23 protein-coding genes are annotated in these 12,499 nt (G+C 66.3%); all 23 read right to left on the bottom strand.

Features of this window, described 5'->3' with window-relative positions; genetic code table 11:
• Nucleotides 1-2 precede the first annotated feature (2 nt).
• The 23 genes from map to rplC all read right to left on the bottom strand — a co-directional run bounded on the left by map (nt 3) and on the right by rplC (nt 12,492).
• Entirely contained in the window at nt 3-863 is an 861-nt protein-coding gene (gene map, locus ACN20G_RS09260) for a type I methionyl aminopeptidase (protein ID WP_424215441.1), read from the bottom strand.
• Between the two features lie 125 nt (nt 864-988).
• Complete coding sequence (locus tag ACN20G_RS09265; protein WP_424212263.1) at nt 989-1,636, bottom strand: adenylate kinase; 648 nt, start codon at nt 1,634-1,636, stop codon at nt 989-991.
• Nucleotides 1,636-2,949, bottom strand: coding sequence for a preprotein translocase subunit SecY (secY, locus tag ACN20G_RS09270; RefSeq protein WP_424212264.1), 1,314 nt, complete (start codon nt 2,947-2,949; stop codon nt 1,636-1,638). The genes ACN20G_RS09265 and secY overlap by 1 nt, the downstream gene beginning before the upstream one ends.
• Before the next feature lie 193 nt (nt 2,950-3,142).
• A complete protein-coding gene (gene rplO, locus ACN20G_RS09275) occupies nt 3,143-3,598 on the bottom strand; it encodes a 50S ribosomal protein L15 (protein WP_424212265.1) in 456 nt (151 codons plus the stop codon).
• A 2-nt stretch (nt 3,599-3,600) separates the two neighbouring features.
• A complete protein-coding gene (rpmD, locus tag ACN20G_RS09280) occupies nt 3,601-3,783 on the bottom strand; it encodes a 50S ribosomal protein L30 (RefSeq protein ID WP_053682614.1) in 183 nt (60 codons plus the stop codon).
• Nucleotides 3,783-4,388 carry a 30S ribosomal protein S5 gene (gene rpsE, locus ACN20G_RS09285; RefSeq protein ID WP_128554712.1) on the bottom strand — a complete coding sequence of 202 codons (606 nt, stop codon included), beginning with the start codon at nt 4,386-4,388 and terminating at the stop codon, nt 3,783-3,785. Before rpsE ends, rpmD begins: the two co-directional genes overlap by 1 nt.
• Nucleotides 4,389-4,433: 45 nt before the next feature.
• Nucleotides 4,434-4,817: a 50S ribosomal protein L18 gene (gene rplR / locus ACN20G_RS09290; RefSeq protein WP_424212266.1), complete on the bottom strand. Its 384-nt coding sequence runs from the start codon at nt 4,815-4,817 to the stop codon at nt 4,434-4,436.
• 3 nt (nt 4,818-4,820) lie between these two features.
• Nucleotides 4,821-5,360, bottom strand: coding sequence for a 50S ribosomal protein L6 (gene rplF / locus ACN20G_RS09295; protein WP_424212267.1), 540 nt, complete (start codon nt 5,358-5,360; stop codon nt 4,821-4,823).
• 20 nt (nt 5,361-5,380) lie between these two features.
• Nucleotides 5,381-5,779: a 30S ribosomal protein S8 gene (rpsH, locus tag ACN20G_RS09300; RefSeq protein WP_424212268.1), complete on the bottom strand. Its 399-nt coding sequence runs from the start codon at nt 5,777-5,779 to the stop codon at nt 5,381-5,383.
• Between the two features lie 219 nt (nt 5,780-5,998).
• Nucleotides 5,999-6,184, bottom strand: coding sequence for a type Z 30S ribosomal protein S14 (locus ACN20G_RS09305; RefSeq protein ID WP_003956452.1), 186 nt, complete (start codon nt 6,182-6,184; stop codon nt 5,999-6,001).
• 5 nt (nt 6,185-6,189) lie between these two features.
• Complete coding sequence (gene rplE, locus ACN20G_RS09310; RefSeq protein ID WP_424212269.1) at nt 6,190-6,741, bottom strand: 50S ribosomal protein L5; 552 nt, start codon at nt 6,739-6,741, stop codon at nt 6,190-6,192.
• Nucleotides 6,741-7,064, bottom strand: a complete 324-nt coding sequence (gene rplX / locus ACN20G_RS09315; RefSeq protein ID WP_424212270.1) for a 50S ribosomal protein L24 — start codon at nt 7,062-7,064, stop codon at nt 6,741-6,743. Before rplX ends, rplE begins: the two co-directional genes overlap by 1 nt.
• Nucleotides 7,065-7,066: 2 nt before the next feature.
• Nucleotides 7,067-7,435 carry a 50S ribosomal protein L14 gene (rplN, locus tag ACN20G_RS09320; protein WP_003956455.1) on the bottom strand — a complete coding sequence of 123 codons (369 nt, stop codon included), beginning with the start codon at nt 7,433-7,435 and terminating at the stop codon, nt 7,067-7,069.
• A 112-nt stretch (nt 7,436-7,547) separates the two neighbouring features.
• Nucleotides 7,548-7,829, bottom strand: a complete 282-nt coding sequence (rpsQ, locus tag ACN20G_RS09325; protein ID WP_424212271.1) for a 30S ribosomal protein S17 — start codon at nt 7,827-7,829, stop codon at nt 7,548-7,550.
• On the bottom strand, nt 7,829-8,053 hold the full coding sequence (gene rpmC, locus ACN20G_RS09330; RefSeq protein WP_424212272.1) for a 50S ribosomal protein L29: 225 nt from the start codon (nt 8,051-8,053) through the stop codon (nt 7,829-7,831). The genes rpsQ and rpmC overlap by 1 nt, the downstream gene beginning before the upstream one ends.
• Nucleotides 8,053-8,472 carry a 50S ribosomal protein L16 gene (gene rplP, locus ACN20G_RS09335; protein WP_030653642.1) on the bottom strand — a complete coding sequence of 140 codons (420 nt, stop codon included), beginning with the start codon at nt 8,470-8,472 and terminating at the stop codon, nt 8,053-8,055. Before rplP ends, rpmC begins: the two co-directional genes overlap by 1 nt.
• Nucleotides 8,473-8,477: 5 nt before the next feature.
• On the bottom strand, nt 8,478-9,311 hold the full coding sequence (rpsC, locus tag ACN20G_RS09340) for a 30S ribosomal protein S3 (protein WP_424212273.1): 834 nt from the start codon (nt 9,309-9,311) through the stop codon (nt 8,478-8,480).
• Complete coding sequence (rplV, locus tag ACN20G_RS09345) at nt 9,311-9,658, bottom strand: 50S ribosomal protein L22 (protein ID WP_125642225.1); 348 nt, start codon at nt 9,656-9,658, stop codon at nt 9,311-9,313. The genes rpsC and rplV overlap by 1 nt, the downstream gene beginning before the upstream one ends.
• 43 nt (nt 9,659-9,701) lie before the next feature.
• Nucleotides 9,702-9,983 carry a 30S ribosomal protein S19 gene (rpsS, locus tag ACN20G_RS09350; protein WP_003956461.1) on the bottom strand — a complete coding sequence of 94 codons (282 nt, stop codon included), beginning with the start codon at nt 9,981-9,983 and terminating at the stop codon, nt 9,702-9,704.
• 12 nt (nt 9,984-9,995) lie between these two features.
• On the bottom strand, nt 9,996-10,832 hold the full coding sequence (gene rplB, locus ACN20G_RS09355) for a 50S ribosomal protein L2 (RefSeq protein WP_424212274.1): 837 nt from the start codon (nt 10,830-10,832) through the stop codon (nt 9,996-9,998).
• Nucleotides 10,833-10,871: 39 nt separating this feature from the next.
• Nucleotides 10,872-11,192 carry a 50S ribosomal protein L23 gene (gene rplW, locus ACN20G_RS09360; RefSeq protein WP_424212275.1) on the bottom strand — a complete coding sequence of 107 codons (321 nt, stop codon included), beginning with the start codon at nt 11,190-11,192 and terminating at the stop codon, nt 10,872-10,874.
• A complete protein-coding gene (gene rplD, locus ACN20G_RS09365) occupies nt 11,192-11,842 on the bottom strand; it encodes a 50S ribosomal protein L4 (protein WP_424212276.1) in 651 nt (216 codons plus the stop codon). Before rplD ends, rplW begins: the two co-directional genes overlap by 1 nt.
• A gap of 5 nt (nt 11,843-11,847) precedes the next feature.
• Nucleotides 11,848-12,492: a 50S ribosomal protein L3 gene (gene rplC / locus ACN20G_RS09370; protein WP_424212277.1), complete on the bottom strand. Its 645-nt coding sequence runs from the start codon at nt 12,490-12,492 to the stop codon at nt 11,848-11,850.
• Nucleotides 12,493-12,499 lie beyond the last annotated feature (7 nt).

Raw genomic sequence — 12,499 nt, forward strand, 5'->3', positions numbered from 1 at the left:
CATTAAGCGGACTTGTTCAGCGGGTCCGGAGCCGCCGTGATGCCGTACTCGGCGAGCTTCGCCTTGCCGCAGTCGGGCGAAGTCAGGACCAAGGGCCCCTCCTCCGTCACCGCGATGGAGTGCTCCCAATGGGAGGACCAGGTGCCGTCCGTGCTGACGACCGTCCAGTCGTCCGCGAGCACCTCGGTCTCGGGGGTGCCCAGCGAGACCATCGGCTCGATCGCGAGGCAGACGCCGGGGACGAGCTTGATGCCCTTGCCGCGCCGGCGCGAGACGTAGTTCAGCAGGTGCGGGTCCATGTGCATCTCGGTGCCGATGCCGTGGCCGCCGTAGTCCTCGATGATCCCGAAGCGACCGCGGCTGTGCTCGCCGGTGGCCGGACGGGGCTGGCGCTTGATGTACGTCTCGATGGCGCGGGAGATGTCCACGAGCCGGTTGCCGGCCTTCATGGCCGCGATCCCCGCCCACATGGACTCCTCGGTCACCCGGGAGAGCTCGATCAGCTCGGGCGCGTGCCCGGTGCCCACGAAGGCGGTGTACGCGGCGTCGCCGTGCCAGCCGTCCACGATCGCGCCGGCGTCGATCGAGATGATGTCCCCGTCCTTGAGCACGGTCTTCTCGTCCGGGATGCCGTGCACGACGACCTCGTTGACCGAGGTGCAGATCGTCGCGGGGAAGCCGCCGTAGCCGAGGAAGTTCGACTTCGCGCCGTGGTCGGCGATCACCTTGCGGGCGACCATGTCGAGGTCGAGGGTGGTCGCGCCGGGCACGGCCGCCTCACGGGTGGCGGCGTGGATGGCGGCCACGACCAGACCCGCCTCCCGCATCTTCGCGATCTGCTCCGGGGTCTTGATCTGGACCATGCCTGCCTGCCTCATGCCTCTCGTCTGTCACACGTCTTGCTCAACAGTACGGCCGCGGCGTCCGGTGGACACCGCGGCCGTCTGGCGCTACCGGCCCCGCGCGGCGGCGCGGGGTTCGGTCCTGCTTACTTCTTCAGCGCGTCCATCGCGCGCTGGGTGATCTCCTCGACCTTGCCGAGCGCGGGGATCGTGACCAGCAGGCCCTGGGCCTTGTAGTGGTCGATGATCGGCTCGGTCTCGGTGTGGTAGACCTCCAGGCGGTGCCGGACGGTCTCCTCGGAGTCGTCCGGACGCTGGTACAGCTCGCCGCCGCACTTGTCGCACACGCCCTCGACGGCCGGGGCCGCGTAGGTCGCGTGGAACACGTGCGAGGAGTCCTTGCGGCAGATGCGCCGACCGGCGATCCGCTTGACCACCTCGTCCTCCTCGACCTCCAGGTCGAGGACGGCGTCCAGCTTGTGGCCGGACTCCTTCAGGAGGGAGTCCAGCGCCTCGGCCTGCGCCAGATTGCGCGGGAATCCGTCAAGAAGGAAGCCGCCCGCGGCGTCCCCCTGCTCCATCCGGTCCTTGGCCATGCCGATGGTGACCTCGTCCGGGACCAGCGCGCCGGCGTCGATGAACGCCTTCGCCTGCTTGCCCAGCTCGGTGCCCTGGCTGATGTTGGCCCGGAAGAGGTCGCCCGTGGAGATGTGCGGGATGTTCAGGTTCTTGGCGAGGTACGCGGCCTGCGTGCCCTTGCCCGCACCGGGAGGACCGACGAGGACGATTCGCATCAGCGGAGGAACCCTTCGTAGTTGCGCTGCTGGAGCTGGCTCTCGATCTGCTTCACGGTTTCCAGACCCACACCCACGATGATCAGGATGCTCGTCCCGCCGAACGGGAAGTTCTGGTTCGCGCCGAAGCCGGCCAACGCCATTGTCGGCACAAGCGCGATGAGACCCAGGTACAGCGAACCCGGCCAGGTGATCCGGTTGAGCACGTAGCTCAAGTACTCGGCGGTCGGCCGGCCCGCCCGGATACCCGGGATGAAGCCACCATACTTCTTCATGTTGTCGGCCACTTCCTCCGGGTTGAAGGAGATGGCCACGTAGAAGAACGCGAAGAAGACGATCAGGAGAAAGTAGGCGGCGATGTAGTACGGGTGGTCGCCCTTGACGAAGTACTTCGAGATCCAGGTGGCCCAGCCCGCGGTGGAGCCGGAGAACTGGACGATCAGCGCCGGGATGTAGAGGAGCGACGAGGCGAAGATGACCGGGATGACACCGGCCTGGTTCACCTTGAGCGGGATGTAGGTGGAGGTGCCGCCGTAGGCACGGCGTCCGATCATGCGCTTCGCGTACTGCACCGGGATCCGGCGCTGGGCCTGCTCGACGAAGACCACGAGGGCCACCATCGCCAGACCGACCAGGATCACGACGCCGAACTCGACCCAACCGTCGGCGATCTTGCCGGAGGTCTTGATCTGCCACAGGGCGCCGACGAAGCCGGCCGCGATGGAGATGAACATGAGGATGGACATGCCGTTGCCGACGCCGCGGTCGGTGATGAGCTCACCGAGCCACATGACGACACAGGTACCGGCGGTCATGGTGACGACCATGACGACCGTGGTGAAGATCGAACGGTCCGGAACGATCTGCTGGGCCACCGGGCAACCGGTGAAGAGCGCGCCGCTGCGGGCGGTGGCCACGAGGCCGGTGCCCTGGAGGATCGCGAGCGCGACGGTCAGATAACGCGTGTACTGCGTGATCTTGGCCGTGCCGCTCTGTCCCTCCTTCTTCAGGTTCTCCAGCTTCGGGATCACCACGGTGAGGAGCTGCAGGATGATGCTCGCCGTGATGTACGGCATGATGCCGAGGGCGAAGATCGTGATCTGGAGCAGCGCACCGCCGCTGAACATCTGCATCAGGCCCATGAGGCCCTGGCCGGAGCCCGCCGCGTCGAGACAGATCTTGACGTTCTTGTAGCTCACGCCGGGTACCGGGATGTGGGACCCGAGCCGGAACAGCACGATGATGCCGAGCGTGAAGAGCAGCTTCTTGCGCAGGTCGGGCGTCTTGAACGCCCGGGCGAACGCGGTGAGCACGGTGCCTCCTGCGACCCCCGCGCTGATGCGTCAGAGGTGACGGTCTGAGGGATCGACGAATACGACAGAACAAAGGTGCAGGCCACCATACCGGCGACCCCACCTCCCGTGGAACGACCAACCGGGGATGCCCCATATGTGGAGGCATCCCCGGTCGGTTTCATTCGATATGAGTCACTGGACTCGTCTCGGATCAGACGAGCTCGGTGACGGTGCCGCCCGCGGCGGCGATCTTCTCCTTGGCGGAGCCGGAGACGGCGTCAACCGAAACCTGCAGCGCCACGGAGATCTCGCCCTGGCCCAGGACCTTGACGAGCTGGTTCTTGCGCACGGCACCCTTGGCGACCAGGTCGGCCACGGTGACCTCGCCACCCTGCGGGTACAGGGTCGCGAGCTTGTCCAGGTTCACGACCTGGTACTCGGTGCGGAACGGGTTCTTGAAGCCCTTGAGCTTCGGGAGACGCATGTGAAGGGGCACCTGGCCACCCTCGAAGCGCTCCGGAACCTGGTAACGAGCCTTGGTGCCCTTGGTACCACGACCGGCCGTCTTACCCTTGGAGCCCTCGCCACGACCCACGCGGGTCTTGGCGGTCTTGGCACCCGGGGCGGGACGGAGGTTGTGGATCTTGAGCGGGTTGGTCTCCGCCATGATCAGTCGACCTCCTCAACCGTCACGAGGTGGCGGACGGTCTGCACCATGCCGCGGAACTCAGGACGGTCCTCCTTGACGACCACGTCGTTCAGGCGCTTGAGCCCGAGCGAACGCAGCGTGTCGCGGTGGTTCTGCTTGCTGCCGATGTACGACTTCGTCTGCGTGATCTTGAGGCGGGCCATTACGCACCAGCCCCGGCACGCGCACGAAGCAGAGCCGCGGGGGCGACGTCCTCGAGGGGCAGACCGCGGCGGGCCGCGATCTCCTCGGGACGCTGCAGGCCCTGAAGGGCCGCCACGGTCGCGTGCACGATGTTGATCGCGTTGTCGGAGCCCAGGGACTTCGACAGGATGTCGTGAACGCCGGCGCACTCCAGAACGGCGCGCACCGGGCCACCGGCGATGACGCCGGTACCGGGGGAAGCAGGCTTCAGCAGGACGACGCCCGCCGCCTTCTCACCCTGGATGGGGTGCGGGATGGTGCCCTGGATACGGGGGACCTTGAAGAAGTGCTTCTTGGCCTCCTCAACACCCTTGGCGATGGCGGCCGGCACCTCCTTGGCCTTGCCGTAACCGACACCGACGGTGCCGTCACCGTCACCCACCACGACCAGCGCGGTGAAGGAGAAACGACGACCACCCTTGACAACCTTGGCGACGCGGTTGATCGCGACTACGCGCTCAACGTACGCGGTCTTCTCGGCGGCAGCAGCGCCACCGTCGCGACCCTTCCGGTCCCGCCGCTCGCCGCCACCGGCACCGCTTCCGCGGCGCTGGGGTCCAGCCATTGGATTACCTCTCTCTGTTACGTCCGTTAGTCCCGGAACCGGGGCTCAGAACTTCAGCCCGGCTTCGCGGGCGGCGTCAGCCAGAGCGGCAATGCGCCCGGCGTACCTGTTGCCACCACGGTCGAACACGACGGTCTCGACGCCCGCGGCCTTGGCGCGCTCGGCGACCAGGGCGCCGACCTGCTGGGCCTGCGCGGACTTGTCGCCCTCGCCACCGCGGATCGAAGCGTCCAGGGTCGACGCCGACGCCAGGGTGTGACCCTGGATGTCGTCGATGACCTGGGCCACGATGTTGCGGTTCGAACGCGTCACGACCAGGCGCGGACGCTCGGCCGTTCCCGACACGTTCTTGCGGATGCGGATGTGGCGGCGGGCCTTGGCGGCCCGCTTGTAAGCGTCGCCCTTGGCGATCTTCACACCGTATGCCATGGCTTACTTACCAGCCTTTCCGACCTTGCGGCGGATGACCTCGCCCGCGTACTTGACGCCCTTGGCCTTGTACGGGTCGGGCTTGCGCAGCTTGCGGATGTTGGCGGCGACCTCGCCGACCTTCTGCTTGTCGATACCCTCGACAGACAGCTTGGTCGGGGACTCGACCTTGAAGGAGATGCCCTCGGGCGCCTCCACCAGGATCGGGTGGCTGTAGCCGAGCTGGAACTCCAGAGCGGAGCCCTTCGCGGCCACGCGGTAACCGACACCGCTGATCTCGAGCGCCTTGGTGTATCCCTGGGTCACACCGGTGATCATGTTGGCCACCAGCGTGCGGGACAGGCCGTGAAGGGCCTTGTTCTGACGCTCGTCGTTCGGACGAGTGACGTTCAGAACGCCGTCCTCACCCTTGACGATCTCGATGGGGGCGGCGACGGTGTGCGTCAGGGAGCCCTTGGAGCCCTTGACGGTGACCGTGCGGCCTTCGATGGTGACGTCCACGCCGGCGGGAACCGGGATGGGGAGCTTGCCGATACGCGACATTGCTATTCCTCCGTTCCCGACTACCAGACGTAGGCGAGGACTTCCCCACCCACGCCCTTCTTCTGCGCCTGCTGGCCGGTCAGGAGACCGTGGGACGTGGAGATGACCGCCACGCCCAGGCCGCCGAGAACCTTCGGCAGGTTGGTGGACTTCGCGTACACGCGCAGACCCGGCTTGGAGATGCGCTTGATGCCGGCGATCGAACGCTCACGGTTCGGGCCGAACTTCAGCTCCAGGACGAGGTTCTTGCCGACTTCGGCGTCCTCGACCTTCCAGCCGGTGATGAAACCCTCCTGCTTGAGGATTTCCGCGATGTGCGACTTGATCTTGCTGTGCGGCATCACCACGGTGTCGTGGTACGCCGAGTTAGCGTTACGCAGACGGGTCAGCATGTCTGCGATCGGGTCAGTCATGGTCATGAATCGGCCTTCGGCCTCTCTCGCCGGGGTTTCCTGTATGTGCCATCCCTCTCCCCACACAGGGGCGGGACGGGTGCGGCACGGGGACCTACGGCGTAGTAAGTCGATAGGGCGGCGGACGCCCAACCACACCAGCCTACGGCATGGGGGCGGGGCGGTCCGCCGACCTGATGCTTACCGAGAGCTCGGGAAACCTTCGCACCCGAGGGTGCGGAGTGTTTACCAGGAGCTCTTGGTCACGCCCGGCAGCTCGCCACGGTGAGCCATCTCACGAAGGCACACGCGGCACAGGCCGAACTTGCGGTACACGGAGTGCGGGCGGCCACAACGCTGGCAGCGGGTGTAGGCGCGCACACCGAACTTGGGCTTACGAGCAGCCTTGGCAATAAGAGCCTTCTTCGCCATCTCGCTTACGCCTCCTTGAACGGGAAGCCGAGGTGACGAAGGAGGGCGCGGCCCTCGTCGTCGTTGGTCGCCGTGGTGACCACGGTGATGTCCATACCCCGGACGCGGTCGATCTTGTCCTGGTCGATCTCGTGGAACATGACCTGCTCCGTGAGACCGAAGGTGTAGTTGCCACGGCCGTCGAACTGCTTCGGGGACAGGCCGCGGAAGTCGCGGATGCGCGGAAGCGCGAGCGACACCGTACGGTCCAGGAACTCCCACATGCGGTCGCCACGGAGGGTGACGTGCGCACCGATCGGCTGACCCTCACGCAGCTTGAACTGCGCGATGGACTTGCGGGCCTTGGTGACGGCCGGCTTCTGACCGGTGATCGTGGTGAGGTCGCGGATGGCGCCATCGATCAGCTTGGAGTCGCGGGCGGCGTCGCCCACACCCATGTTGACCACGACCTTCACGAGGCCGGGAACCTGCATGACGTTCTCGTACGAGAACTCTTCCTGCAGCTTGCCCGCGATCTCCTCGCGGTACTTCGTCTTCAGACGCGGAGTGGTAGCCATCAGATGTCCTCACCCGTGCGCTTGGCAACGCGGATCTTGTTGCCTTCGTCGTCGAAGCGGAAACCGACGCGGGTGACGACCTTCTTGCCGTCCTTCTCCACCACGAGCTGAACGTTGCTCACGTGGATCGGGGCCTCGGTGATCACGATGCCGCCGGCCTGCGAACCACCAGCGGTGGGACCGGCCTTGGTGTGCTTCTTGACCCGGTTGACACCCTCGACCAGGACGCGGTTCTCAGTCGGCATGGCCTGAATGACCTTGCCCTGCTTCCCCTTGTCCTTACCGGTGATGACCTGGACCAGGTCGCCCTTCTTGATCTTCATGCTTACAGCACCTCCGGCGCGAGCGAGATGATCTTCATGAACTTCTTCTCGCGCAGCTCACGGCCGACCGGCCCGAAGATGCGGGTGCCGCGAGGGTCGCCGTCGTTCTTCAGAATGACGGCGGCGTTCTCGTCGAAGCGGATGTACGAGCCGTCCTGGCGGCGGCGCTCCTTGACGGTGCGAACGATGACCGCCTTGACGACGTCACCCTTCTTCACGTTGCCACCGGGGATCGCGTCCTTGACGGTGGCGACGATGACGTCACCGATGCCCGCGTAGCGGCGACCCGAGCCACCGAGAACACGGATGCAAAGGATCTCCTTGGCACCAGTGTTGTCGGCGACGCGAAGTCGCGACTCCTGCTGGATCACGTCTATCTCCTGTTTGTCTGCCGGTTCCCGGCCGGGGCCGCCCCCTCAAAGGGGGCGGCGGCCCGACCGAGCCTGGCGGAACGAATCCGAAGGGGAAGCCCCTCGGACGTGATTACTTGGCCTTCTCGAGGATCTCGACGATGCGCCAACGCTTGCTGGCGGACAGCGGCCGGGTCTCCATCAGGAGGACGCGGTCGCCGATGCCGGCGGCGTTCTGCTCGTCGTGCGCCTTGAGCTTGGTCGTACGGCGGATGACCTTGCCGTACAGGGGGTGCTTGTCCCGCTCCTCGACGGCGACGACGACGGTCTTGTCCATCTTGTCGCTGACGACGAGACCCTCACGGGTCTTGCGGAAGCCGCGCTGGGTCTTCTCGGTCACGTTGCTCTCGCTCATCAGACGTTCTCCACCGTCTCGATGCCGAGCTCGCGCTCACGCATCAGGGTGTAGATCCGGGCGATGTCCTTGCGGACAGACTTGAGTCGGCCGTTGTTCTCGAGCTGCCCGGTCGCCGCCTGGAAGCGGAGGTTGAACAGTTCTTCCTTGGCCGAACGCAGCTTGGCAACGAGCTCCTCGTTACCGAGCTCGCGCAGCTCGGTCGCCTTGATACCGGCCGCCATCACGACTCACCTGCCTCGCGCTTGACGATCCGGCACTTCATCGGCAGCTTGTGAGCCGCACGAGTGAGAGCCTCACGCGCAATCTTCTCGTTGGGGTAGGACAGCTCGAACATGACCCGGCCCGGGTGCACGTTCGCGATCCACCACTCCGGCGAACCCTTACCGGAACCCATGCGGGTCTCGGCAGGCTTCTTGGTGAGGGGACGGTCCGGGTAGATGTTGATCCAGACCTTGCCGCCACGCTTGATGTGGCGGGTCATCGCGATACGAGCGGCCTCGATCTGACGGTTGGTGACGTACGCCGGCGTCAGAGCCTGGATGCCGTACTCACCGAACGACACCTCAGTGCCACCCTTGGCCATACCGCGACGCTTGGGGTGGTGCTGCTTGCGGTGCTTGACCCTGCGAGGGATCAGCATGTCGGTCAGGCCTCCGTTCCGGTGCTCTCGGCCGGAGCGGCGGCAGCGGCCTCGGCCTTGGGGGCCTCGGTCGCGCCGGCCTGCTGCGGCTTGCGGCCACCACGGCCGCCACGCTCGCCACCGCGGCCACCACGGCCGGCGGGACGGTCGGCGCCACCACGGGCCGGGCGGTTGCCCGCACGGGCCGCGGCGTTCTCGGCGCGAACCTCGGCGATGTTCTTGACGTCGCCCTTGTAGATCCAGACCTTCACGCCGATGCGGCCGAAGGTGGTCTTGGCCTCGAAGAAGCCGTACTCGACGTTCGCGCGCAGCGTGTGCAGCGGCACACGACCCTCGCGGTAGAACTCCGAGCGGGACATCTCGGCGCCGCCGAGACGGCCACCACACTGGATCTTGATGCCCTTGGCGCCGGCCTTCATGGCGGACTGCATGCTCTTGCGCATGGCCCGACGGAAGGAGACGCGGGAGGAGAGCTGCTCGGCGACGGCCTGGGCCACCAGCTGAGCGTCGACCTCGGGGTTCTTGACCTCGAGGATGTTCAGCTGGACCTGCTTGCCGGTCAGCTTCTCCAGGTCGCCGCGGATGCGGTCGGCCTCGGCGCCGCGGCGGCCGATGACGATGCCCGGACGAGCGGTGTGGATGTCCACGCGGACGCGGTCACGGGTGCGCTCGATCTCAACCTTCGAGATGCCGGCGCGCTCCATGCCGGACGTCATCATCCGACGGATGGCGACGTCTTCCTTGACGTAGTCCTTGTACAGCTTGTCGGCGTACCAGCGCGACTTGAAGTCGGTGGTGATGCCGAGCCGGAACCCGTGCGGGTTTACCTTCTGGCCCATTACCGGGTTCCTTCCTTGCTGCTGACGACCACGGTGATGTGGGAGGTCCGCTTGCGGATCCGGTAGGCACGGCCCTGCGCACGCGGACGGAACCGCTTCAGGGTCGGGCCTTCGTCAACAAACGCCTCGCTGATGTAGAGCGAGGAGGCGTCCGTGTGGTTGTAGTTGTGCGCGGCGTTGGCGATGGCGCTGTCAAGCACCTTGCCCACCGGCACAGTCGCGGCCTGCGGAGCGAAACGCAGGACCGCCTGGGCCTCCGTGGCATCCATGCCACGGATGAGGTCCACCACACGGCGGGCCTTCATGGGCGTGACACGGATGTACCGCGCCTGAGCCCTGGCTTCCATGGTTGTCCCTTCGGTGTAAGTCATGATCGTTCGCACCCCGCCGTTAGCGGCGCTTCGACTTGCGGTCGTCCTTGACGTGGCCGCGGAAGGTGCGAGTCGGCGAGAACTCGCCGAGCTTGTGGCCGACCATGGACTCGGTGACGAACACCGGGACGTGGGTCTTGCCGTTGTGCACCGCGATCGTGTGGCCGAGCATGGCCGGGACGATCATCGAGCGACGGGACCAGGTCTTGATGACGTTCTTGGTGCCGGCTTCGTTCTGGACATCCACCTTCTTGATGAGGTGGTCGTCGACGAAGGGCCCCTTCTTGAGACTGCGCGGCATCTAAACCCGCTCCTAGCGCTTCTTGTTCGTCTTGCGGCGGCGGACGATGTACTTGTTCGAAGCCTTCTTCGGCGAACGAGTACGACCCTCCTTCTGACCCCACGGGGAGACCGGGTGACGACCACCGGAGGTCTTGCCCTCACCACCACCGTGCGGGTGGTCAACCGGGTTCATCGCGACACCGCGGACGGTCGGGCGAACGCCCTTCCAGCGCATGCGGCCGGCCTTGCCCCAGTTGATGTTCGACTGCTCGGCGTTGCCGACCTCGCCGACCGTGGCGCGGCAGCGCGCGTCGACGAGACGGATCTCACCGGACGGCATGCGGAGGTGGGCCATGGTGCCCTCCTTCGCCAGCAGCTGCACGGAGGCACCGGCCGAACGGGCGAACTTCGCGCCGCCACCGGGACGGAGCTCGATCGCGTGGATCGTGGTACCGACCGGGATGTTGCGCAGCGCCAGGTTGTTGCCCGGCTTGATGTCGGCCGTGGGGCCGTTCTCGATGCGGTCGCCCTGCTTGAGCGACTTCGGCGCGATGATGTAGCGCTTCTCGCCGTCCGCGTAGTGCAGGAGCGCGATGCGCGCGGTGCGGTTGGGGTCGTACTCGATGTGCGCGACCTTGGCCGGCACGCCGTCCTTGTCGTGACGACGGAAGTCGATCACACGGTAGGCGCGCTTGTGTCCGCCACCCTGGTGGCGAACGGTCACACGACCGGCGTTGTTACGGCCGCCCTTGCTGTGCAGCGGGCGGACCAGCGACTTCTCCGGCGTGGACCGCGTGATCTCGACAAAGTCGGCGACGCTGGAGCCACGACGGCCCGGAGTCGTCGGCTTGTACTTGCGGATACCCATTTCTCAGTCCTCGTCCGATATTCGGACCAGGGCGCTCCGTTAGGAGGCCTGGCCGAAGATGTCGATACGGTCGCCCTCGGCAAGGGTCACGATGGCGCGCTTGGTGTCCGCGCGCTTACCGAAACCGGTGCGGGTGCGCTTGCGCTTGCCCTGGCGGTTGATCGTGTTCACGTTCGTGACCTTGACCGAGAAAACAGCCTCGACGGCCTGCTTGATCTGGGTCTTGTTCGCGGTCGGAAGCACGATGAACGTGTACTTGTTCTCGTCCAGCAGCGCGTAGCTCTTCTCGGAGACAACCGGCTTGACGAGAATGTCGCGCGGGTCCGTGAAGGTCTTGCTGGTGATCGTGGCCTCGGACATCAGCCCTCGTTCCCTTCGGTCTCAGCGGCCTTGGGGCCAGACACGAAAGACTCGAAAGCGGCCTGGGTGAAGACCACGTCGTCGGAGACGAGCACGTCGTACGTGTTCAGCTGGCCCGGGTCCAGGATGTGCACCTGGGGCAGGTTGCGGGCGGACAGCCACGCGGCCTCGTCGGCGCGGTCGACGACCAGGAGCAGGTTCTTGCGCTCCGAGATCTTGCCGAACAGCGTCTTGGCGGCCTTCGTGGAGGCGGCACCCTCGACCACGCCGGAGACGACGTGGATGCGGGAGTGACGGGCCCGGTCGGTGAGGGCACCGCGGAGGGCGGCGGCCTTCATCTTCTTGGGGGTCCGCTGCGAGTAGTCACGCGGCACGGGACCGTGCACGACGCCACCGCCGGCGAACTGCGGGGCGCGGGTCGAACCCTGACGGGCGCGGCCGGTGCCCTTCTGGCGGTAGGGCTTCTTGCCGCCACCACGGACCTCGCCACGCGTCTTCGTCTTGTGCGTGCCCTGACGGGCGGCCGCGAGCTGCGCGACGACGACCTGGTGGATCAGCGGAACGCTGACCTTGGCGTCGAAGATCTCGGCCGGGAGCTCAACGGTCCCGGTCTTGTCGCCTGCGGGCGACAGAATGTCAATGGTGCTCATAGTCCTCAGGCCCCCTTGGCCGCGGTGCGGACCAGGACGAGGCCGCCGTTCGGACCAGGAACCGCGCCCTTGATGAGCAGCAGGCCCTTCTCCGCGTCAACGGCGTGAACGGTCAGGTTCTGGGTGGTGACGCGCTCGTTGCCCATGCGGCCGGCCATGCGGAGGCCCTTGAACACGCGGCCCGGGGTGGCGCAGCCACCGATGGAGCCGGGAGAGCGGTGCTTGCGCTGCGTACCGTGACCGGCGCCGAGACCACGGAAGTTGTGGCGCTTCATGACACCGGCGAAGCCCTTGCCCTTGCTCTTGCCCGTGACGTCAACCTTGACGCCGGACTCGAACACAGCGGCGGTGAGCTCCTGGCCGAGGGTGTACTCGGACGCGTCGGAGGTGCGCAGTTCCACCAGGTGGCGACGCGGGGTCACGTCGGCCTTGGCGAAGTGGCCCTTGAGGGGCTTGTTCACCTTGCGGGGGTCGATCTCGCCGAAGGCGATCTGGACCGCTTCGTATCCGTCGACATCGTTGCTACGGACCTGGGTGACAACACAGGGCCCGGCCTTGACGACGGTGACCGGGACGACACGGTTGTTCTCGTCCCAGACCTGGGTCATGCCGAGCTTCTCGCCCAGGACGCCCTTGATCTGCTTAGCCATCTTCTCC

This window comes from Streptomyces dryopteridis, assembly GCF_049606955.1.
In the GTDB taxonomy this organism is placed as follows: domain Bacteria; phylum Actinomycetota; class Actinomycetes; order Streptomycetales; family Streptomycetaceae; genus Streptomyces.